Source organism: Deltaproteobacteria bacterium (assembly GCA_016177765.1).
Lineage (GTDB): Bacteria > UBA10199 > UBA10199 > JACPAL01 > JACOUP01 > JACOUP01.
This window is the reverse complement of record JACOUP010000008.1, coordinates 547,511-568,059: the sequence shown is the minus strand read 5'-3', so window position 1 is coordinate 568,059 and position 20,549 is coordinate 547,511. Positions and strand designations below refer to the sequence as shown.

Below are 20,549 nucleotides of genomic sequence, written 5' to 3'. Positions count from 1 at the left end.
GTCAGATGCTCACCTTGGCGTTTTGTCCTCGAGTCGCCCAGTCCTGAAAGACCCTGGTGACGACAATCGCCGTAAACAGGGTTGTCAGGATGCCGATCATCAGGGTGACGGCGAATCCCCGGATCGGGCCGGTGCCAAATTGGTAGAGGACGAGCCCCGAGAGGAGGGTTGTCAGGTTGGAATCAACGATGGCGCTCATCGCATTTTGATAGCCGGCCCCCACGGCGGCCTTGGCCATTTTTCCTGCCTGCAACTCCTCCTTGATCCTTTCAAAAATAATCACATTCGCGTCCACCGCCATACCGATGGTCAGGACAATGCCGGCAATACCGGGAAGGGTCAAGGTCCCTCCAAAGAGGGTCAGGGCCGCTAAAACAAAAAGGATATTCAGGAGCAGGGATAGATTGGCATAGAGACCGGAGAGCTTGTAGTAAAAAATCATGAAGAGGATGACAACCAGGGCGGCGGCCAACGACGAACGGACCCCCTTCTTGATGGAATCCAGCCCGAGTGAAGGGCCAATGACGGTCTTGGTCAATTCCTCCAGTCTTGCCGGAAGCGCCCCTTCGCGGAGGACAAGCGTCAGATCTTCGGCCTCCTTCAGCAGGGCGTTATAATTGCCCCAACCGAGGGTGATCTGGGCCTCGCCGTTCGGGATCTCGCTCTGGATGACCGGGGCCTTGGTGACATTGCCATCCAGCAGGATAGCCAGTCGCCCCTTGATATTCTGTCGCGTCAGGTCGGCAAACAGCTTTGTCCCCAGATTATTGAAGGAGAGACTGACGTACGGTTCATTGTTTTGGATATTGACTTGGGCGTTTCGGAGCATATCACCGGTGATCTCCGCCTTCTTTTTGAGAAGATAAGGGGTTCCCCCGACCGTCTTTCGGGTAATCGGATCAACCTGAATCTCAAAGGCGACTTCGGCATCGGCAGGGATCTTGTTCTTGAGGGTTTCATTGATTTTTTCCACAATCTGTCGTGAGAAACCTTCCGGGAGATTGAGTTGCGAACGGACTTCAGAAACCGATTTCTGGAGTTCGGCTGTTGAAACCGTCTCATCCACCATCTTGAATTCCAGCCGCCCGGCCTTCTTGATGATTTCTATGGCCCTCTCCGGATCTTTAATTCCGGGGAGTTCGATGGCGATCTTGTTGCCTCCCAGGCGTTGGATGGTCGGTTCCGCCACCCCATACCGGTCGATCCGGTTCCGTACCGTTTCAACGGCCTGACGGAGTGTCTGGTCATGCAGGTTCTTTTGATACGCCTCGGAGAGGTGGTACGTCAGCGTCGTGGCCGCCTCCGTTTCAAGCGTCAAGGTTTCACGGTACTGTTCCTTGAGATACTCTTTGACCTTCACCCGATCCGGTTCGTTCCGGGCCTCGAGAAGGAGACGAAGCGGCTTGTCCTGACGGTCAACCTGGGTGAGTCCTTCTTTTTCATCGTAGTTGCGTCGGATTTCCGAGGAGATCAGATCAACCCTGTTGGCAAAGGCCTCGTCCAGTTTGACCTCCAGTTCGAGGTAGATCCCCCCCTTGAGATCAAGTCCAAGGTTAATCTGCTGGTCCGGAAATAATTTAAAATACCAGGGGTGCAGGAGGCCGTCTGGCGCCTCTTTCTTCTCCTTGAAATTTCCGAAGGTGGGAATCAGGAGGTAGATGGAGAGGAGGGTGGCTGTGGCAATGGAATAGAGTTTCCAGCGCATCTATTTGGAAGACTCACCCCTGGGTGAATCACCCTTGAGTGAATCACTCTTGGGTGAATCACCCTTGAGCCGGGCGATCTGTGCCTTTTCTATCCGGATCCGGATGTTTTCGGCAATCTCCAGGGTGACGGTATTGTCGGCGAGACCGTGGACCCTGCCATGGATCCCGGAGGTGGTGACCACCTCATCCCCCCTCTTGATCTGGCTCAGCAACGCCTTGTGTTGTTTCTGCTGTTTGGCCTGGGGACGGATGATGAGGAAATAGAAGATGGCAAAAACAAGGATCATCGGGACAAACATCCCGAGGGTCCCTCCAGGACCTGCTTTTGTTGCCGGTGTTGGGGAACTACTGGTTTGGGCGAGGGCTATACTTTGCATAAAACTCCTTTTTGAATTGAGAGTACCTGTTTTCTTCGATCGCCCGCCGGATCCTTCTCATCAAATCCAGGTAGAAATGAAGGTTGTGGATCGTGTTGAGACAGGGCGATAAAATTTCCTTCGCCAAGTATAAATGGCGCAGGTAGGCTCTACTATACTTTTTGCAGACGGGGCAAGAACAATTTTCGTCAATCGGACGGGGGTCTTCGCGGTACTGGGTCTGTTTGATCTGGATCGGGCCGGAAGGGGTAAAGAGCTGGCCGTTTCGGGCGTTGCGTGTCGGGATCACGCAATCAAACATATCGACCCCCCAGCCCACTGCCTCCACAATATCTTCAGGAAGCCCCATCCCCATGAGGTAGCGTGGCTTGTCGGCCGGCAGGAGAGGGGTGATTTCACTCCCGATCGTGTAGCAAGCTTCTTGGGGTTCGCCGACAGAGAGCCCTCCCAGCGCCAGGCCGTCAAACGGGTGTGAGGCCAGTTCGTCAAGACAGTTTTTTCGGAGATCCGGGTAAAAACCCCCCTGGATGATGCCAAAAAGCAAAGGACGGTTTAAAAATCCCCCTGTTTCCCCCTTTGACAAAGGGGGACGGAAGGGGGATTTTGCAATCAGCGATTTCTTTGCCCATTCCAATGAGAGGCGCATCGATTTCTCCGCCTCTTCCCGTGTGGCCGGGTACGGGGTGCATTCATCCAGCACCATCGCGATATCACTCCCCAACGCCTCTTGAATTTCAATTGCCCTTTGTGGCGTTAGAAAATATTCATCCCCATCAATATGAGATTGAAAACAGACGCCCTCCGGCAGGATTTTACGCCTGAGGGCCAGACTAAAAACTTGATAGCCTCCGGAATCGGTCAGGATCGGTCGTTGCCACCCCATGAACTGGTGAAGCCCCCCCAGCTTTTCCACAACCTTTTCCCCCGGCCGGAGCATCAGGTGGTAGGTGTTTCCCAGAATGATCTCGGCCCCCAGCGCTTCCAACTCCTCCGAGGTTACCGCCTTGACGGTGGCGGCGGTCCCGACCGGCATGAAGACAGGGGTTGCAATCGTGCCGTGGGGAGTTGTTATTTCTCCCCTCCGGGCTTGGGTGGTTCTCTCCTTATTAAGGAGGCGGAAGGGGGGCATCGGTTTGCACTTGATTTCACAGCTGGAATACGATTTCAATGATTACTTATGACTTCCCACCTGAAGGCCGAGAGCTTTGATCCGGGCCAGATTCATCGGAAGAGCTTTGGTTTGAAGGAACAGATTAAGGGGCAGCTGACGAAGGATTATTACAGCGATATCGTTTCCAAGATCCAGGCGGCCGGGAACCTCTGGACTGCCGGGGATCTGACTTTTCATCTGGCCAGCTCTTTTGGTTTTTGTTACGGTGTCGATAGAGCGGTGGATCTGGCCTATGAGACGCACGAGCGTTTTCCGGATAAAAAAATCTACCTGACTGCGCAGATCATTCACAACCCCCGTGTCAACAATAACCTCCAGAAGATGGGGGTTCGTTTCCTGACAGACTACGATGAGGTGGCGAAAGAGGATGTCGTGGTGCTTCCCGCCTTTGGAGCGACCGCTTCACAAATCCGAAAACTGAAGGAAAAAGGATGCATCTTGGTGGATACCATCTGCGGGTCGGTCCTGAATGTCTGGAAGAGGGTGGAGAGTTATGCCGAGGAGGGATTTACTGCGGTGATTCATGGGAAGGTTTATCATGAAGAGACGCAGGCAACCAGTTCCCGGGTTTTGGCCTACCCCAACGGGAAATATCTGGTGGTTTTGAACATGCCGGAGGTGGAGACTGTTTGTGACTACATTCGTCGTTCAGGGGATAAGAAAATATTTCTCCAAAAATTTGCCAAGGCGGTCTCCCCAGGGTTTGATCCAGACCAGGACCTCCGGCGTGTCGGTGTTGCCAATCAGACCACGATGCTGATGAGCGAATCGCTGGCGATTGCCGATCGATTGAAGGAAGCGATGGTGAAGAGGTACGGCGAAAAACATGTCCATGACCATTTCAGGAATTTTGATACCATCTGCAGCGCCACTGAAGACCGTCAAAATGCGATCCTGAATCTCAAAAAGGAAAAACTGGATCTCATGGTCGTCATCGGCGGCTACAATTCCAGCAACACGAATCATCTGGCCAAGATGGCCTCCTCCTTTGTGACCACGTATCATATTGAAGACGCCGATTGTCTTGTTTCCCCCCAGGCGATCCGCCACAAACCGTTTGGCCAGTTTGAGACTGTCATGACTGAAAACTGGCTCCCGTCAGGCCCTCTTCAAATCGGCATTACCTCCGGTGCCTCCACCCCCAACCAGGTGATGGGGGAGGTGGTGGAAAAGGTCCTTTCTTTTCGTCAGTCCCTTTAAAAAAAGGCAACTTTAGCCCGGATCTTGCCGAGAATAGGGGTGTATGGGCCAGCAATTCCCCTGTCTTCAGGACCGCCGCATCCAACGCGATGACGATTTTCCGATCCGGCTGACCTATGTTGGGCGGACAAAAGAGGGAGAGTTTCACTACTCCCGCATAGAACCTTCCCGAACGAAGAAGTCGGAGCCTTCTCCTCCCTACGATCTCTATATTAGGGTAAAAGAGGGGCGGCTCACCTACCGCTTGGAAGACAAGGTCGGGATTTTCAAAAACCTTCCAATTTGCCGTACTGCCGTCATTCTCCCGAATAATATCCTGATCTCAGAACAGCGGGAGGAGGGGGAATGTTATAGTCCCGCGGTGACGATGGTAGAAGAAGGGGTCACCCTTGTCTTTGGTGAGGTCTCAGCGCCTGAAAATCCCCCAACCGCCCAGTGCGCGCTTGATCCCAACAATCCTCCCAAGAGGGCGAGTCTCTTTTTTACCGACCCTCAGTGTGTTGCGGTCTGTTCCTCTTCTGAAACTCCCCGCCCCTAGATAATGAGCATGCAATCCCCGTAGGAGAAGAGCCGGTATTTTTCGCGGATCGCTTCTTCATACGCCTTCAAGATAAATTCCCTTCCGGCAAAAGCGGAGACCATCACGAGGAGTGTGGAACGGGGGCGGTGAAAATTGGTCAGGAGGGCGTTGACGATCTGAAACCGGAAGCCGGGGGTGATGAAGAGGTTTGTTTTTATCGCCGGGGCAAGAGCCCACGACTCCAGTGCCCGGACGGTGGTGGTGCCAACCGCGATGATCCTTCGGCCTTCTTGTTTGGCCCGCAAGACGGCGTCAGCCGTTTCTTCGGGGATCTGGTATTCCTCCCCATGCATCGGGTGATCCAGGATATTTTGTGTCCGGATCGGTTTATAGGTGTCATGGCTGATATGGAGTGTCAGAAAGGCCTGTTGCACGCCGTTCTCTTTTAGTTTTTGCAGAATCTCCCCCGTGAAGTGAAAACCGGCCGTGGGGGCTGCCTTGGAACCGGGGACAGAGGCATAAACGGTTCGGTACCGTTGAGTGTCCTCGTCGGTAAAATCGGTCCGATGTTTTCGTTTGATATAAGGGGGTAGGGGAGGAACCAATCCTCCCTCAAAGGGGACGAGATCGGCCTCCGCATTGTTCATCACCAACAGGTCTCCCTTTTTGAAAAATTGGGGGACCCCACGAAACGAATGGTGGGACCAACGCCGGTCTCCCCGATCAAGAACCATGAGGTGGGAATCATCCCTTTTCTCAAGCGGTTTTTGCGCCACGGATTCCTTGGGGAAGTGATAGTCAAAAAGGGAGAGATCCATCATTCGAAATCAACCGGGGCTCTCTGCCATGGTTGAATCACCGCCTGAGGGTAGTAGAATTTCAGGATCTCGGAGTAGGGGAATCCCCGTTCCGCCATCCCTTTGGCCCCCCATTGACAAAGCCCGACCCCATGGCCGGAACCATGCCCGGAGAAAATATAGGCCTCTTCCTCTTCTTTGAAGTCGAACCAGCTGCTTTTAAGTCTTTGGTAGCCGACGGTACGTCTGAAATCGTTGGCGGTGATCAACCGGCTTTTGCCGTTTTGTCTGATCGAGAGCTGTTGTACACGACCGGCGGGGTCCCTGTTTTGAATGGTCAGAGTCATTGTTTCTTTGCCCTCTTCTCCTTCGGTTTCAAATAACAACGGGGTGATCTCTGCCTTCGGGATTCTTTCTTCCCAACTGAAATTCGGGCAGGCCTTGCAGTAAGGGTCTTTGATCGGTGCCGGCAGTCCCGAGTCAAGTCCTCCCCAAACTGAAGAGGCGGCCTCGGTTTGTCCCCCGCAACAGCTGTGGTAGTAGGCGGGGATGAGACCGGCCTCCGGCGTTGGCATCTCTCCGGAGGTAAGGACCTCTCCGGCCGTCTCGGCCACCGCCTGCCGGAATCTTTTGGAAACCTTGGGTGAAGGGTGACCCTTGGAGGGGTTTTTAAAGACCTGATCTTCCACAGTGGTTTCCAGGTCATAGAGTTCGCTTCGCGGATTTGATCGACGGTAGAGGGCATAGGTCCGGGCCGCTACCGCTTGGGCCTTGAGCGCCTCTATCGGCCAGTCCTCGGGGACCTCTCCGGCCAGGACACCCAGAAGGTAATTTTCCAATTCAATTTCAAGGACTTGGAGGGGCTCTTTCTCCACGGCGACCCGAAGCAGGATAGACTCTCTCTTCAAAGGGGAGGCACAGGCGGCAACCAGTACCAAAAGGATCGCCAGTCGGGTCAGGTATGGGGGGATCGGAAGCACCGGGGCACCCTATCATGGTTGTTTGGAGTTATCAATAAGATGACCTTCTGCGTCATCAATTGACAAAGCCCCCTTTTTCCCCGATAGTCATCGGCTATGTCCAGAAGGCCCTCCGTAGAGACGAAGATCATACTGGGGGTCGCCTTGTTTTTAGCCATTTCCCTCTTTGTCTTGGCGGAACTTTTGCTCTATCCGGGGTTTCATCTTGCCGAACGGTTTGGCAGGATTGGTTTTATCCTCCTCTTTTTCTTTTCCTTCTCCCTTTTTACGGTGGTGGCTCTCTTCTTACTGACCTATTGGTTTGTGACCCGTCCTCTGGGGACCTTGATGTCAATTATGCAGACGGCGGAGGAAAAGGATTTTCTGGTACGCGCCCCTGTCCTCTCGGAAGACCTCATCGGCCGGCTCTCCCGTGTTTTTAACCGGCTCATGGAGCGGATGACCACCCTGGATGTCATCAAACTGGAGACGGAGAGAAAATTGATCCAGGTGCAGGAGGAACTAAAGTATCAGGAGGTTTTGGAGGAGAAAAACCGGCGTCTGACTCTCCTCTATGATATTGCGAGGGCGATCAGTGCCACCTTGGAATTTGAAGAACTCATTCATGTCCTGACCGACGTTATTGCGAGAAGGCTTGGCTTCAAGGAGTTCGCCATCCTCCTCTGGAATCCCAAAAAGGAGGTCTTGATCGTCCGAACCACCTTTGGTTTTAAAGAAGAGGTCAAACTCCAGGACATGACCTTCAAACTGGGGGAGGGGGTGAGCGGGATGGCCGCCTTGACCAAGGAGATTATCTACATCCGTGATACCAAAAAGGATCCCCGTTATCTTCATTACAAGGGGCAGAAGAAGGAGGATGGTTCCTTTGTCTCAATCCCCCTCCTCTTTAAAAACAATCTGGTGGGGGTCATGAATTTCTCACGGCCCGGTGTCAACCAGTTTTCGGACGAGGAGAGGGAAATGCTCCAGGCGGTGGCGAGCCAGATTGCGGTTGCCCTGATCAATGTTGATCTTTATGCCAGAACCAAGGATCTCTCGATCAAGGATGAACTGACGGATCTGTACAACCGTCGTTATCTCCAACAGATCCTTCCGATGGAGATCAAACGGGCCAAGCGATTCTCGCGCCCTGTCTCCATTTTGATGGTCGATATCGATTCCTTCAAGAAGTACAATGATGCCTACGGCCATCTGGAGGGGGATGTTGTCCTTCGGGAGTTTGCCAGGCTTCTGCGTGAAAACCTGCGCGAGGTAGATGTGATCATCCGTTTCGGGGGGGAGGAATTTTTGGTCCTTCTGCCGAATACGAACCGGGAACAGGCCTTGACAGTTTCTGATAAACTTTTGGGGTGGGTCCGCCAGCATCCGTTTCCGAACCGACAAACGCAGCCGACAGGACATTTTACAGTGAGTACCGGACTCTCCTGTTATCCCGAGGATGCCCAATCGGCCGACGATCTGGTCGACCATGCCGATGTGGCCCTCTACCAGGCGAAGGGACAGGGGCGTGATCGTGTGGTGGCGTATACGGAGTTTACGAAGGGTGAGTCACCCAAGGGTGATTCGCCCAATGGGGTATCACCTAAGAGTTCTGTTTCAGCTTGAGCCCCAATTTTTCCATCACCTTCTGCATATCCTCCCAAACCGGTTTTTTCATGTTTGGGTTCCGCAACAGAAAGGCGGGATGGTAGGTCGGCATCAGGGAGACCCCCTGCCAATTAAAGAAACGGCCGCGCAGTGAGGTGACCCCCTGTTGGGTTTCCAGGAGCGTTTGGGTTGCCGGATTGCCCAAAGTGACGATGACCTTGGGACCGATGGCCAAGACCTGTTTGATGAGGAAGGGGGAGCAGGTGGCGATCTCATCCGGTTCCGGGGTCCGGTTATTGGGAGGACGGCATTTAACAACGTTGGCAATATAGACATCGCTTCTTTTCAGCCCCATCGCCTCAATAATTTTAGTCAGCAGTTGCCCGGCACGACCCACGAACGGTTCCCCCTGGATATCTTCATCATGCCCCGGCCCTTCACCGATGAACATCAATGCGGCACTCGGGTTCCCGGTACCAAAGACAATCTTGGTCCTCCCTTGAGAAAGTTTACAGCGGGTGCAGTCGCCGATTTCCTCACGGATCTTGACAAGAGGAGTGCCCTTAAAAACGGTTTTTTCTTGGCGGGGGATATGGGTCATGCCAGAATCCTTTAAAGCCTGCAGATTTTTCTTGAGTGCCTTGATCACGAGGGATTTAGGGGACAGGGAATCCATTTGAGTTTTCCTTCCTTGGGGACTATGGTTAATCAACCATAAGTATTTCTAACTGTTAGCAGAAATAACTATACCTGCTAACAGTTGAAATGCTGTACCATCCCCGGCATGATCTTTTTGGCATTAATGCTGTTTTTTCTCTTTCCTTTGAGCGCGTACGCCTGGGGGCCGATTGCCCACCTGGACTACGCCCAGGAGGCCTTAAGACAGATAGCGATTCTGGCCCCTTCCGTCAAGGAAGTCCTTTCACTGTGCCCGAAAGATTTTCTCTATGGGGCCCTGGCCGCCGATATCACGGTCGGGAAGAGTTATGTGGACACCATTTATAACTGCCACAGCTGGAGGGTTGGTTTTCAGATCCTCAAGGCGGCCAAAAACCAGGCCCAGAAGGCGGCCGCTTATGGCTATCTGGCACACTTGGCGGCGGATATTATCTCCCACAATTTCTTTGTCCCTTACCATACCTTGAAGAGTTTCCGGACACGGACCCTGGGGCATGTTTATTGGGAGATGCGGTTCGATGCCAAACGCCCAAAAAAGGTCTGGGCCTTAACCCGCGAAATCGGCAAAGGGGATTTTTCGGAGGATGACGCACTCTTTCAGGGGATGATTAGGAGAACCCTTTTTTCCTTCCGGACCAACAAAAGGATTTTTAACAGTATCCTGACCCTTCACCGGATCCGGCACTGGCAGGGGATGATGGCGAGGATTGACCGGCGGTCCCGGTGGGCGCTGACCGATGCCGATGCGAAAGAATTCCGGGGACTGGCCGTCCAGGCAGTAATTACCTTTCTGACCCGTTTGGAGAAGGCCCCCTGCACCCGTGTGGATCCTACCGGCAAGGAGCGGATCGCCTATGCCTCAAGGCTGAGGCGACAGATGAGGAGAGATTATTTACGCGGGAAATCGACAGAAAAAGAGGCGGTCCACTTTTTGGCCTTGGCCAAGAGACAACTACGCGAAGGGATTTATAATCGGCATGCCACGCTTCCCGAGTGGACCGCCTAGCGTCTTGCTGGCGAAGCACTTCCTCGGAAACTCTGTCTCAGGGCGTTGACAATTTCCTGGGAGGGGACGATCGCCCGATTTCGTTGGCTCCCGGAGGAGAGAATGGTTCTGGCATCCGTGGAGATGGTTGGCATCATTGTTGAGGCCGGGAGTGTCGGGGGTTGTGTGATAACCGGAGCGACAAGAGGGGTGGCGCCGGCAGGATAGGTTATGTTGCTGGCGGCCACGACAAGCCCGTTGTCATCCCGGTTTTCGGCAAAGACGATAAAATTATGTCCCTCTGCGAGAGGGGTTGGAAGAAGAACCGTTGCCTGGACCGGATTGGACTCCGGGCTTACCTGCACTTGGGCGTCAGGGGGCAAGCTGTCAAAACGGAGATGAACGGTATCCCCCTGGTCCGGGTCGTAGGCGTTGATGGTTACCGGAGTGGATCCGCTGGCCGGCGGAGGGACGATTTCAATGATCGGGGGATGATTGGGGACCGCTTTTTCCTCTGAGACGGTCTCATTTTCTGTCTTGATTGGCATACAGAGTCCTTCAACACACTCAAGACCATCGCCGCAGGTCACGTTGTAACAAGGGTCCCCTTGGGCCTCGGTCTTGGTATCTTCCCCGCGCGGCAGACTGGCCGGGATCGAAAGCGGAGGGGCATCCGAACCGCCTCCTTTGGGGGAACAACCGAGGACTACCGAGCCAATGGCTGTTAGGAAGGCGATGGTTAAAAAGAGCCTTAATGGATGACGATGCATAAAACCCCCTTACCTTACTGAAGGTAGCAACCTTTGTGCCAAGGCAGTGAATCATATTTTATGAGTTAAATCAATAGGTTGAATTAAAGGAGTAGACGCCATTCTCTCTCATTTTGAGAGAGAATTCTCATTTTGAGAATCTTTTTGAAACGGCCTGCAGGATCTGTCGGGCGAGCCTTTTTTTAGGAGTGAGTGGAAAAGGGGTTGTTGAATTTCGTGACAAAAGAATGGCGCTATTTTTTTCGTCCTCAAAACCGGAATGAGGTCCCCCTACTTTGTTAACGACCATCAGATCACAATTTTTCTTTTTCATCTTGGCCCGGGCGTTCGGGATCAGTTTTTCAGTTTCAGCGGCGAAGCCGACCAGAAACTGATTTTTCCTCTTTTTCCTGCCCAACGCCTCAAGAATATCTCGTGTTGGGACGAGAGAGAGGGGCCATCTTTTTTTAATTTTTAATTTCCTATGGGAGATTCTTGCCGGACGCCAGTCGCTCACGGCCGCGACCATAAAGATGAGTCTGGCCTGATGGTATTCTTTCATTACGGCGCGATACATCTGGTTTGCCGTGGTGACAGGGATTAATTTTATTTTTTGGTCCAGCATTGGAATCAACGATATTGGCCCGGAAATCAGGGTGACTCTGGCCCCAAGCCCTGAGGCCTCATTGGCGATCGCGTACCCCATTTTCCCCGAAGAGGGGTTGGAGAGGAAGCGGACAGGATCCAGGAACTCACGCGTTGGCCCGGCGGTGACCAGAACCCGGAGACCTTTGAAATAATTATTTGATCTTACTGATTTTAGGTGTGGCAAGGGTGGTTCACCCAAGGGTGATTCACCCAGAGAATTTCTCGATTTCACGGATGATCTCTTCCGGTTCCGGAAGACGTCCTTTCCCCTCATAACCACAGGCCAGGGACCCTTCCGCCGGTTCCAGGAGATGGTAATGAAATTTTTTGAGCCTCGTGACATTTTCCTGGACGATCGGGTTTTCCCACATACGCAGATTCATCGAGGGGGCCAAAAAAACAGGGGCCTCTGTCGCGGAGACAATGGTTGTGAGGAGATCATCGCAGATCCCGTGGCTGATCTTGGCCAGGATATCAGCCGTGGCTGGGGCAATCAGCAGAAGATCGGCCTTATCAGCCAGTGCGATATGACCGATCTCACTTTCTTCGGTGAGGCTGAAAAGATGGGTGCCGACTGGATGACCCGAGAGGGTTTGGAAGGTCATCGGGGTGACGAACTCCTGGGCCGCCTTGGTCATCACGACAAAGACCTCCGCCTCTTTTTCACGGAAACGGCGGACCAGATCGCAGGCCTTGTAAGCGGCGATCCCTCCGGAGACACCGAGCAGGATCTTTTTTCCTTTAAGAAGCATTTTTATCTTCATCCCACAGTTGTCTCTAACGGTCAAGTATGGTAAACCCCCACCCCATGCTGACTTTGGAGGAGAAGAGGGAACTCCTGCAGGTTGCCCGACAGACATTGCAAGATTATTTTGAAAATAAAAAACTGACGGCTGTTTCTCCTTTGGAATCTCTGAAGGAAAAAAAGGGGGCCTTTGTCACCCTCCACCATGAGGGGAAACTCAAGGGGTGCATCGGCCATCTTGCGGCTGACGAGCCGCTATTCCTTGTCATCCAGAAGATGGCGATTGCCGCAGCGACGGGGGACCCTCGGTTTCCACCTGTTTCTCCAGAAGAGCTTTCGGCGATGGATATTGAGATTTCCGTTCTCTCTCCCTTTCAGGAGATTCATTCTGTGGAGGAAATTGTGGTCGGTCGGGATGGGTTGTACGTGGTGCAAGGTCCTCGCCGGGGATTGCTCCTTCCACAGGTGGCCACAGAGTGGGGGTGGGATCCGGAGGCCTTTCTGGCACAAACCTGCGTTAAGGCGGGATTGCCTCGGGAGGTCTGGAAAAAGGGGGGGGTCCTGATTTTTTCCTTTACAGCGGAGGTTTTTGGAGAAAAAACAATCCAGGAAGAAAAGAAATCATGACACCTCGAGAACGCTTTTATAAAGCGCTCCTTTTTATCGGAACCGTGATCTACTATGTTGGTGGGTATCTTGTTGTGAACTATCTCAGTTTTCAACGGGGTGTCTTTCATGACGTGATGCTGCCGGGTGAAGATAAAATCCCCTTTATCCCCTGGTTTATTTTTGTCTATGTCTCGAGCTATCTCGTTATCATCTACCTTTATCTTAGGATCCAGAGTCTTTCCTTCTTTCAGAGGGCCATTTTGGCTTTTTTGATCTGTGTCACGATTCATCTGACAATCTTTGTCCTTTTTCCCGTCCGTTATAACTTGCGTCCCCTCATTAACCCGGAGGTCTCCTGGTTGATGGAGATCATGGATTTTTACTATTGGTTGGACCTGCCTTATAATTGCTTTCCGTCACTCCATGCCTCCAACGCCTTTTTGGTCTACCTCCTTATTAAGAAATACGGGGGAAGAGAGGCCTGGTTTATCGGGACTATGGCGGTGCTGATCACGATCTCCATTGTTCTGGTCAAACAGCATTACATCCTGGATGCCGTTTGCGGAATCCCCGTCGCCTTTGTTTCCCTCTGGCTGGCCTTTTTGAAAAGACCTCAGGAATCGACCCAAAAGGCTTTTTCCACTTGACGCGACAGGCTTGAGGCCGCTAGTTAAGGAGATATTTTTATGGAATACAAAACCGTTCCTGAGTTGTTGGCCTCCTTAAAAGATTGTCTCAAGATCCAGTCGGCGCAAAACGTCCAAATTTTGTCTCGGAAAAACCTCCATCAAAAATTGATTGATGATCTTGTCTGGAATGCCGTTTTCAATGTCGATCAGGAATTAAAAAATATGACGCGCGCCCTGATCCGGAATATTGCCAGGGCGGCCGGCGTTTACCCCGCCTCCATCCAGAGTTTGTATGAGGCAATCGGTCAAGGCAAGGTCGGTCATTTTACAACACCGGCCATTAATATCCGGGGCCTGACCTATGATCTGGCAAGGACGATTTTCAAGGCGCAGATAAAGAAAAAAGCGTTCCCGGTAGTCTTTGAGCTGGCCCGTTCCGAGATGGGGTACACCTTTCAGACACCGGCGGAGTATGCCACCTGTGTCTTAGCGGCGGCGGTGAAAGAGGGGTATAAAGGGGCGGTTTTCATCCAGGGGGACCATTTTCAGGTCAGCGCGAAAAAATATGCTAAAGAGCCAGAATTTGAACTTCAGGCGATTCGTGGTTTGATTGACGAGGGGATCGCTTACGGATTTTTTAACATTGATATCGATACCTCGACCCTCGTTGATCTCTCCCAGCCGACAGTGAAGGAACAACAACGGGTCAACTTTGAACTCTGCGCCGATTTCACAAATTACATCCGTCAACGAGAACCGAGAGGGGTGACCATCTCCGTCGGCGGTGAAATTGGTGAGGTTGGCGGGAAAAACTCGACTGTTGAAGAGTTTGAAATCTATATGGAAGGGTACAAAGAGACCCTTGCCAGGGAAAACAGCAAGGCCAAGGGTGGTTCCCCCAAGAGCGATTCGCTCAAGGGTGGTTCACCCAAGGGTGCGAAGGGGATCACAAAAATTAGCGTGCAGACAGGGACCTCTCACGGGGGGATCCCTCTGGCCGATGGGACCGTGGCCAAGGTCAAGATCGATTTTGATGTCTTGAAAAATATCGGTGCGGTGGCGCGCAAGAAGTATGGAATGGCTGGTGCGGTCCAGCATGGGGCCTCAACCCTGCCGGAAGAACTGTTCGACAAATTCCCCGAGGTGGGAGCGACCGAGATCCACCTGGCGACCGAGTTCCAGAACATGATCTATAACCATGAACTCTTCCCCGAGGCGTTAAAGCAGGAGATCTACTCCTATCTCCGAAAAGAGATGGCAGGAGAAAAAAAGGAGGGGGAGACCGAGGAACAGTTTCTCTATAAAACGCGCAAGAAGGGGTTCGGTCCCTTCAAAAAGCAGATCTGGTCTCTTCCTGAAAAAACCAGGGGTGGGATCATGGAAAAACTCCAGGCCAAGTTTGAATTCCTTTTTGACAAACTGAATGTCTCCGGTCGTGAAGCGGAGGTGGCGAAGTTTGTCAAAATTGCCGATATCCCACTGCCGCTTCCCAATAGCCTCCGCCCGGCGAGTTAGTTCAATTCCTTCAAAGCCTTTTCGATTCGGTCCAACCCCTTCTGGATGTTTTCCATCGAGGTGGCATAGGAAAGGCGGATATGTTGATCGGCGCCGAAGCCGCTTCCCGGGACCAAGGCGACGAGCGCCTTCTCGAGAAAATAATTGGCGAGATCATCGGAGCCATTGATGGTCTTGCCGTTATATTTTTTGCCGAAATAGGCAGAGATATTCGGGAAAACATAAAAAGCCCCTTGGGGATTGGTGCAGGTCACCCCAGGGATCGAGTTAAATTTGTTGACGATATAATCACGCCGTTTCTTGAATTCGGCGACCCAACTTTTCAAGAAATCCTGAGAGCCATTATACGCCTCGACGCAGGCCCATTGGGTGGCGGCATTGATATTGGTTGTGACCTGTCCCTGGACCTTGGTCATCGCCTGGATAATTTCCTTCGGGCCGGCGGCAAAACCCATCCGCCAACCGGTCATCGAATAGGCCTTTGAGGCCCCGTTAAAGGTGATGGTCAGGTTTTTAATCTTTTCGTTGAATGAGGCGATGCTGACATGGCGGAAGCCATCGTAAACGATCTTTTCGTAGATCTCATCCGAGTAACAGATAATATTGTGGCGGACGAGGACCTCGGCAATCACCGCCAGTTCTTTTTCACTGTAGGCCGATCCGGTCGGGTTGGAGGGGGAATTCAGGATAAAGACCCTTGTTTTTTTAGTGATCGCCTTTTCAAGCTGCTCCGGTGTGACACGGAACCCGTCTTTTTCAGAAGTGGCCAGGATGACGGGGGTGGCTTCATTCAGGAGGACCTGATCAGGGTAACTGACCCAGTAAGGAGCCGGGATGATAACTTTATCGCCTGCTTCCAACAACACCTGGCAGGCGTTGTAAAGGGCATGTTTGCCGCCGGCAGAGACGATGATTTCATCACGGGAGTACGTGAGATGATTGTCCCGCTTTAATTTGGCAATGATCGCCTCTTTGAGTTCGTTGATCCCACCGACGGCGGTATATTTGGTCTTTCCAGCCTTCAGAGCACGGATCGCCGCCTCCTTAATAGGTTCCGGGGTGTCGAAATCCGGCTCACCGGCGCCGAAGCCAACGACATCAATCCCATCAGCCTTCATCTGTTTAGCCTTGGCGTCAATCACAACGGTGGGTGACGGTTTGATCTTGTTGACACGCGCGGCCAGTTTCATTTCGGTCCTTTTTTTAGTTTTTTTAAAGCCTTTTCAACCAGGGGGGGAATCATCTCATTGGCGGAACCCCCCAGAAAAACGATCTCTTTTAAAAGAGAAGAACTCAAGTGCGAAAATTGTGATTCAGTCATCATAAAAACCGTTTCAATTTCGGGGGCCAATTTCTTGTTGGCGAGCGCCATCTGGCATTCATATTCATAATCGGTGATATTGCGGAGCCCTCGGAGCAGGATCGTTGCCTTTTTAAAACGGGCATAGTCGACGAGCAACCGGTCCTCAAAGGTGTCAATCTCGATGCCGCTCCTCCCCTTGAAAATCTCTTGGAGCATGGCGACCCGTTCAGGAGCCGTGAAGGTTGTTTTTTTTGAAGAATTGACCGCAACGGCGACGATCACCTTGTCGAAGAGTTTTAAACCCCGTTCGATGATGTTGATGTGACCGTTGGTAGGCGGGTCAAACGAACCGGCGCATAAGGAAGTTTTAGGCATATTTCAGAAAAGTAATATTCGTTTGTCCGTAACGGCGCTCATCCGTGATCTGCAATCCCTCCGGAGGAACCACCCCTTCCCGCGGCGAGTGTTCTACGATGATCATCCCCCCCGGAGCAAGGGTTTTCTCACGGGCCAAAAAACGGAGGGTGGTGTTGACCAACCTCTGGTCGTAGGGGGGATCGACAAAGATGAGCGAATAAGTATGGTCATTTTTTAATTTTTTGAGACCCCAGGGAATTTCCGCCTTTACAATTTGGCAAGAGGCCTCCGTGCCAGTCCGTTGGCTGTTTTCACGGATCAGTCGCAAGGCCTGAGGTTCATTGTCCACAAAAGTGACCCATGCGGCACCGCGTGAGAGGGCCTCAATGCCGATATTTCCGGTTCCGGCAAAGAGGTCCAGGACGCTTGTCCCCTCGATATCCCCCAGAATGTTAAAAATCGCTCCCTTCACCTTGGCTAGCGCCGGCCGGATCTTGTTGTTCTTCGGTTTCTTGAGGGATCGCCCCTTTGCTTGACCTCCAAGGATCTTCATCGGTCCGGTTATAGTTGAAAAAAAGGGGTGAGACAAGGTTCATTGACACTTTTGAATAGAAATCCTAAAGGTTATCCTTAATATGAAAAAAGCGGTTCTCTTGCTGATCGGTTTTCTTGTTGTCCCGCTGTTTGCTCAGGCCTCCGATTACCTTTACAGAGGGAGGGTGGAATTTATCAAGATTGAGGGGGCGGGCAAAAAGATCCTCAAAAAGCAGACTCTCACCCATCCCCATCACTTTGACGATAATCAAATGAGGGGAATACTCTCGGCGATCAAGTTCAGCAAGAAGGCAATTATCATGAAGAGTGTCGACAGAGAGCGGCTTTTCAATGATAAGGCGGTGGAATTCCTGCTCCCTTACTTTATTCGCGCCTTTGACCAGATGAACGAAAAGGAACTCTTGGCCTTTGCCTACATTGATCAAAACCCGAAATTCCTGATCCGGAACGACCGGCTGACAACCGCCAAGATGTTTGTGGAAGGGGGAAAGCTCCATATCCGGTTTTCCAAACTTTATGCCAAACTTCTGGGGGATTACCAAAGGAAGGGCTCAGAACACCTGATCAACGACGCCCGGGGGATCAATGTTTCCCTGGAGTACGGTCCCGGTGTGGAACCTTCCGCTGAGGGGGAGGAAGAGATCACTCTCAATCTCGCCTATGATTTCACCAAAGACCCGCCGGCTCTGATTGCAGGGACCGATAAAGATAAGAAAAATAAAAAGGGAAAGGGCGCAGAAAAAAAGAAACCGGAAAGTCAGCCGACAACCCCAGCCCCTAAAGCAGAAGCAGGCAAGACTCCTCGGGAACGGTTAAAAGAACTGGATCACCTGCGGAATGAAGAACTGATTACGGATAAAGAATATCGGGAGAAGAGGCGAGAGGTTTTGAAAGACTTGTAGTTATATCAGCCTTCCTAAAGTCTATTCTATAAGTATTCTATTATAAATATAAGTTTATAATTTTATTGACATTTATTATATTTTATCTATTCTAAATAGATGCCGAAAGCACCCGTTGTGAATCAACAATTGGCCTACAAGAAACTCCTGACACATTTGTCTCAATCGGGGCCATTGAAGGCTAAAAACCTCTGTGAGGTCCTCAGCATTAGCCAGCCCGCCTTCTCTCGACTGATTGCTTACGGTCAAGGCCCTATCATTCGTATCGGTCGTGGGCCTCAAACGCTTTATGCGTGTCATCGGCTTGGCAGTTGGGGCGATCCCAAGATTCCCATTTGCCTTATCGATGAGCAGGGAACACTCAGCCGCATAGCCACTCTACACCCAATTTCCCCAAAAGGTTTCTATCTGGAGTCGCACACTGAAACACTCTCGACTAAAATCTACGAACACCTCCCATATTTTTTTGAGGACTTACGGCCTTCTGGTTTTTTAGGTCGGCTTGTTCCCCGACTTTATCCGGAACTGGGATTCCCAAATGATATTTCTATTTGGACAGACGATCATTGCCTCGTTTATCTGGCTCGTTGCGGCTGGGATCTCATTGGAAACTTTATTATCGGAGAGAAATCTGAACAGGATTATGTAACGAACCTTATAGAGAGGACGGATGTCGTCGATGACTCTCTCCGTGAAGAACATTATCCGCATGTTGCCGAACTTGTCTTGTCTCAAGGGATACCAGGCTCATCAGCCGCGGGAGAGCATCCCAAATTTCTTTCCATTCGCAAAACAAAAAACGGATTACTTCCCGTCATTGTAAAATTTTCTCCCCCCGTTGTAGATGCGGTCAGCCAACGGGTAGCTGATTTACTTGTTTGCGAATATATAGGACATGAAGTTTTGAGAAAATACGGGAAAGCGGCTCCTCAATCTTGTTTAATAAGAGGTGGTGGCCGGCTCTTTTTGGAAGTAGAACGTTTTGACCGAAACAGATCAGGAGGCCGTTTTGGAGTTGTATCGCTACGTGCGCTGGATCTTGAGTTTGTTGGTGCACTTAAGTCGTGGCCGGATACGGCAAAGTCATTGTTTAACAAAAAAATAATTGATCAGGCCGCCTATCAAGAGATTGTTTGGCTTGATCTGTTTGGCAAGTTAATTGGCAATTCCGACAGGCATCATGGCAACATCTCTTTTTTCTGTAACGGAGAAGAAATCGCCGGCCTGACGCCGGTCTATGACATGCTCCCAATGATCTATGCGCCTCAACAAAATCAATTGGTCAACAGAACCTTGATTCCAACCCCTCCAAGATCAGACGAAATGCCTGTATGGAACGATGCCTTGTCCGCCGCTCGCTATTTTTGGGATCAAGTACAACACCATTCGATGATTTCAGAGGATTTTAAGAAATTGACTGCTAGCAACGAGTCAATTTTAAGGGATTTCTAATTCCCGGTGGAGGTGGGTCAGTTTCTCGCAACCGTTTCGCGTAACAAAAACCACATCTTCAATCCGGATCCCGCCGCGGTCCGGATAGTAAAGCCCCGGTTCCACCGTGACCACATTTCCCTTTTTTAATTTTTCAGAAAGTCGACTGATCCTGGGTGGTTCGTGGATTTCTAACCCCAAGCCGTGACCGGTCGAATGGATATACCCTTGAGGTTGCCCATTCACGGTTTTTGTCGGGAAACCTCTTTTATCCAAAACATCACAGACCGCTTGATGGACCTTCGCGGCCTCAACACCATGGCGGATTAATGGAAAAGCTGCCTCCTGGGAGGCCTTGACCGCGTCATACATCGCCTTCACAGCCGGTGAGGCCTTTCCTTTGATGACAGTGCGCGTGATATCTCCGTAATAACCTGTTTTTTGGGAACGGGGAAAGACATCCATCACAATCGGTTCATTCGGTTTTAAAGGGCCAGTTCCGGTGCAATGCGGATCGGCCGCCTGTCGACCCGAGGCAACAATCGTTTGTTTGGGAATGAACCCGTTTTCAAAGAGATTCGTATCAATGATTTTTCTTAAGAGTTCGGAAGTCACGATCGTACCGTCATGCACAATCCGGTTTTTGCGGATCCGACAAGAACGGAGGAAATCTCTAGCTTTTTCGATCGCCTGTTCAGTGGCTCGGAGGGAGGCCGTAATTTTTCTTTTTTCCTCCTGGGTCTTGATCGCCCTCCCTTCGAAAAAAGGGCCCTCCTTAATAGTGATCTTGTATCCTTTCTTTTTTAACTGATTGACGGTGCCCACCCCCATGTAAAGGGGGACGAGGAGGTTTTTGATGCGGAACTTTTTAAAAACGCGGTCGAGGGAACCGATTGCTGAAAGGGACAGAACCTTGTCTACGGCCGCCTCCTTCTTGGCGCGCGAGTACTCCAGATCGGAGGCGACAAGGAATTTCTTCCCGCGCCATTCAAAGTAGATGATCGGGTCCGGTACGAAAAAATCGGTCGCCCAAAGAAGGTCGGCGTTGGTTTCAGAATCGGCGATTAGGAGTTTGGCGACAGACACCCTCTCAACCTATATCTTT

20 protein-coding genes and 1 pseudogene are annotated in these 20,549 nt (G+C 51.5%); 9 read left to right on the top strand and 12 right to left on the bottom strand.

All coding sequences use genetic code 11. The annotated features are described in order from the left end of the window. Position 1: 1 nt before the first annotated feature. From secD to tgt, 3 genes are read right to left on the bottom strand one after another with little or no spacing between them, the layout of a single operon-like run. Positions 2-1,705, bottom strand: a complete 1,704-nt coding sequence (secD, locus tag HYS22_05180; protein ID MBI1909542.1) for a protein translocase subunit SecD — start codon at positions 1,703-1,705, stop codon at positions 2-4. Then, a complete protein-coding gene (yajC, locus tag HYS22_05175) occupies positions 1,706-2,005 on the bottom strand; it encodes a preprotein translocase subunit YajC (protein MBI1909541.1) in 300 nt (99 codons plus the stop codon). It abuts the gene before it with no gap. Positions 2,006-2,051: 46 nt separating this feature from the next. Then, on the bottom strand, positions 2,052-3,212 hold the full coding sequence (gene tgt / locus HYS22_05170) for a tRNA guanosine(34) transglycosylase Tgt (GenBank protein ID MBI1909540.1): 1,161 nt from the start codon (positions 3,210-3,212) through the stop codon (positions 2,052-2,054). A gap of 48 nt (positions 3,213-3,260) precedes the next feature. Between tgt and HYS22_05165 the strand changes: the two genes are divergently transcribed. Next, positions 3,261-4,454 carry a 4-hydroxy-3-methylbut-2-enyl diphosphate reductase gene (locus HYS22_05165; protein MBI1909539.1) on the top strand — a complete coding sequence of 398 codons (1,194 nt, stop codon included), beginning with the start codon at positions 3,261-3,263 and terminating at the stop codon, positions 4,452-4,454. A 43-nt stretch (positions 4,455-4,497) separates the two neighbouring features. Further along, on the top strand, positions 4,498-4,992 hold the full coding sequence (locus HYS22_05160) for a hypothetical protein (protein ID MBI1909538.1): 495 nt from the start codon (positions 4,498-4,500) through the stop codon (positions 4,990-4,992). Here the strand turns inward: HYS22_05160 and HYS22_05155 are convergent. Continuing rightward, on the bottom strand, positions 4,989-5,792 hold the full coding sequence (locus HYS22_05155) for an S-adenosylmethionine:tRNA ribosyltransferase-isomerase (GenBank protein ID MBI1909537.1): 804 nt from the start codon (positions 5,790-5,792) through the stop codon (positions 4,989-4,991). The genes HYS22_05160 and HYS22_05155 overlap by 4 nt on opposite strands. Continuing rightward, the gene (locus HYS22_05150; GenBank protein ID MBI1909536.1) at positions 5,792-6,751 is read right to left on the bottom strand and encodes a SpoIID/LytB domain-containing protein; all 960 of its coding nucleotides are present in this window, start codon (positions 6,749-6,751) and stop codon (positions 5,792-5,794) included. The genes HYS22_05155 and HYS22_05150 overlap by 1 nt, the downstream gene beginning before the upstream one ends. Positions 6,752-6,847: 96 nt before the next feature. Between HYS22_05150 and HYS22_05145 the strand changes: the two genes are divergently transcribed. Beyond that, complete coding sequence (locus HYS22_05145; GenBank protein MBI1909535.1) at positions 6,848-8,356, top strand: diguanylate cyclase; 1,509 nt, start codon at positions 6,848-6,850, stop codon at positions 8,354-8,356. Here the strand turns inward: HYS22_05145 and HYS22_05140 are convergent. Beyond that, positions 8,334-9,014, bottom strand: a complete 681-nt coding sequence (locus HYS22_05140) for a uracil-DNA glycosylase (GenBank protein ID MBI1909534.1) — start codon at positions 9,012-9,014, stop codon at positions 8,334-8,336. The two genes, HYS22_05145 and HYS22_05140, sit on opposite strands and share 23 nt — an antisense overlap. Before the next feature lie 108 nt (positions 9,015-9,122). Between HYS22_05140 and HYS22_05135 the strand changes: the two genes are divergently transcribed. Beyond that, positions 9,123-10,022, top strand: a complete 900-nt coding sequence (locus HYS22_05135; GenBank protein ID MBI1909533.1) for a zinc dependent phospholipase C family protein — start codon at positions 9,123-9,125, stop codon at positions 10,020-10,022. On the opposite strand, the gene HYS22_05130 is transcribed toward HYS22_05135, so the two are convergent. Both HYS22_05130 and coaBC read right to left on the bottom strand, forming a co-directional pair. Beyond that, positions 10,019-10,771 (bottom strand): hypothetical protein, encoded by a 753-nt coding sequence (locus tag HYS22_05130; protein MBI1909532.1) that lies wholly within the window; start codon positions 10,769-10,771, stop codon positions 10,019-10,021. The two genes, HYS22_05135 and HYS22_05130, sit on opposite strands and share 4 nt — an antisense overlap. A gap of 127 nt (positions 10,772-10,898) precedes the next feature. Continuing rightward, positions 10,899-12,150: pseudogene (coaBC, locus tag HYS22_05125) on the bottom strand (bifunctional phosphopantothenoylcysteine decarboxylase/phosphopantothenate--cysteine ligase CoaBC). Between the two features lie 56 nt (positions 12,151-12,206). Between coaBC and amrA the strand changes: the two are divergent. Genes amrA through HYS22_05110 form a run of 3 tightly spaced genes read left to right on the top strand, consistent with a single transcriptional unit; the run spans position 12,207 to position 14,896 of the window. Then, on the top strand, positions 12,207-12,770 hold the full coding sequence (gene amrA, locus HYS22_05120) for an AmmeMemoRadiSam system protein A (GenBank protein MBI1909531.1): 564 nt from the start codon (positions 12,207-12,209) through the stop codon (positions 12,768-12,770). Further along, a complete protein-coding gene (locus tag HYS22_05115) occupies positions 12,767-13,399 on the top strand; it encodes a phosphatase PAP2 family protein (protein MBI1909530.1) in 633 nt (210 codons plus the stop codon). The genes amrA and HYS22_05115 overlap by 4 nt, the downstream gene beginning before the upstream one ends. Before the next feature lie 39 nt (positions 13,400-13,438). Next, positions 13,439-14,896 (top strand): class II fructose-bisphosphate aldolase, encoded by a 1,458-nt coding sequence (locus HYS22_05110; GenBank protein ID MBI1909529.1) that lies wholly within the window; start codon positions 13,439-13,441, stop codon positions 14,894-14,896. Here the strand turns inward: HYS22_05110 and HYS22_05105 are convergent. Genes HYS22_05105 through rsmD form a run of 3 tightly spaced genes read right to left on the bottom strand, consistent with a single transcriptional unit; the run spans position 14,893 to position 17,109 of the window. Further along, positions 14,893-16,086: a pyridoxal phosphate-dependent aminotransferase gene (locus HYS22_05105; GenBank protein MBI1909528.1), complete on the bottom strand. Its 1,194-nt coding sequence runs from the start codon at positions 16,084-16,086 to the stop codon at positions 14,893-14,895. The two genes, HYS22_05110 and HYS22_05105, sit on opposite strands and share 4 nt — an antisense overlap. Then, entirely contained in the window at positions 16,083-16,574 is a 492-nt protein-coding gene (gene coaD / locus HYS22_05100; GenBank protein ID MBI1909527.1) for a pantetheine-phosphate adenylyltransferase, read from the bottom strand. The genes HYS22_05105 and coaD overlap by 4 nt, the downstream gene beginning before the upstream one ends. Beyond that, positions 16,567-17,109: a 16S rRNA (guanine(966)-N(2))-methyltransferase RsmD gene (rsmD, locus tag HYS22_05095; GenBank protein MBI1909526.1), complete on the bottom strand. Its 543-nt coding sequence runs from the start codon at positions 17,107-17,109 to the stop codon at positions 16,567-16,569. Before rsmD ends, coaD begins: the two co-directional genes overlap by 8 nt. A gap of 82 nt (positions 17,110-17,191) precedes the next feature. Here rsmD and HYS22_05090 point away from each other — a divergent pair, with 82 nt between their 5' ends. Further along, positions 17,192-18,013, top strand: coding sequence for a hypothetical protein (locus HYS22_05090; protein MBI1909525.1), 822 nt, complete (start codon positions 17,192-17,194; stop codon positions 18,011-18,013). A gap of 99 nt (positions 18,014-18,112) precedes the next feature. Beyond that, positions 18,113-19,465 carry a type II toxin-antitoxin system HipA family toxin YjjJ gene (gene yjjJ / locus HYS22_05085; GenBank protein ID MBI1909524.1) on the top strand — a complete coding sequence of 451 codons (1,353 nt, stop codon included), beginning with the start codon at positions 18,113-18,115 and terminating at the stop codon, positions 19,463-19,465. Here yjjJ and HYS22_05080 read toward each other — a convergent pair. Next, positions 19,451-20,530 carry an aminopeptidase P family protein gene (locus tag HYS22_05080; protein ID MBI1909523.1) on the bottom strand — a complete coding sequence of 360 codons (1,080 nt, stop codon included), beginning with the start codon at positions 20,528-20,530 and terminating at the stop codon, positions 19,451-19,453. The two genes, yjjJ and HYS22_05080, sit on opposite strands and share 15 nt — an antisense overlap. Positions 20,531-20,549 lie beyond the last annotated feature (19 nt).

Excerpts from the sequence above, each read along its gene's own strand:
- secD (MBI1909542.1), bottom strand. The coding sequence starts at position 1,705 with ATGCGCTGGAAACTCTATTCCATTGCCACAGCCACCCTCCTCTCCATC.
- yajC (MBI1909541.1), bottom strand. The coding sequence starts at position 2,005 with ATGTTTGTCCCGATGATCCTTGTTTTTGCCATCTTCTATTTCCTCATC.
- tgt (MBI1909540.1), bottom strand. The coding sequence starts at position 3,212 with ATGCCCCCCTTCCGCCTCCTTAATAAGGAGAGAACCACCCAAGCCCGG.
- HYS22_05165 (MBI1909539.1), top strand. The coding sequence starts at position 3,261 with ATGACTTCCCACCTGAAGGCCGAGAGCTTTGATCCGGGCCAGATTCAT.
- HYS22_05160 (MBI1909538.1), top strand. The coding sequence starts at position 4,498 with ATGGGCCAGCAATTCCCCTGTCTTCAGGACCGCCGCATCCAACGCGAT.
- HYS22_05155 (MBI1909537.1), bottom strand. The coding sequence starts at position 5,792 with ATGGATCTCTCCCTTTTTGACTATCACTTCCCCAAGGAATCCGTGGCG.
- HYS22_05145 (MBI1909535.1), top strand. The coding sequence starts at position 6,848 with ATGTCCAGAAGGCCCTCCGTAGAGACGAAGATCATACTGGGGGTCGCC.
- HYS22_05140 (MBI1909534.1), bottom strand. The coding sequence starts at position 9,014 with ATGGATTCCCTGTCCCCTAAATCCCTCGTGATCAAGGCACTCAAGAAA.
- HYS22_05135 (MBI1909533.1), top strand. The coding sequence starts at position 9,123 with ATGATCTTTTTGGCATTAATGCTGTTTTTTCTCTTTCCTTTGAGCGCG.
- HYS22_05130 (MBI1909532.1), bottom strand. The coding sequence starts at position 10,771 with ATGCATCGTCATCCATTAAGGCTCTTTTTAACCATCGCCTTCCTAACA.
- amrA (MBI1909531.1), top strand. The coding sequence starts at position 12,207 with ATGCTGACTTTGGAGGAGAAGAGGGAACTCCTGCAGGTTGCCCGACAG.
- HYS22_05115 (MBI1909530.1), top strand. The coding sequence starts at position 12,767 with ATGACACCTCGAGAACGCTTTTATAAAGCGCTCCTTTTTATCGGAACC.
- HYS22_05110 (MBI1909529.1), top strand. The coding sequence starts at position 13,439 with ATGGAATACAAAACCGTTCCTGAGTTGTTGGCCTCCTTAAAAGATTGT.
- HYS22_05105 (MBI1909528.1), bottom strand. The coding sequence starts at position 16,086 with ATGAAACTGGCCGCGCGTGTCAACAAGATCAAACCGTCACCCACCGTT.
- coaD (MBI1909527.1), bottom strand. The coding sequence starts at position 16,574 with ATGCCTAAAACTTCCTTATGCGCCGGTTCGTTTGACCCGCCTACCAAC.
- rsmD (MBI1909526.1), bottom strand. The coding sequence starts at position 17,109 with ATGAAGATCCTTGGAGGTCAAGCAAAGGGGCGATCCCTCAAGAAACCG.
- HYS22_05090 (MBI1909525.1), top strand. The coding sequence starts at position 17,192 with ATGAAAAAAGCGGTTCTCTTGCTGATCGGTTTTCTTGTTGTCCCGCTG.
- yjjJ (MBI1909524.1), top strand. The coding sequence starts at position 18,113 with ATGCCGAAAGCACCCGTTGTGAATCAACAATTGGCCTACAAGAAACTC.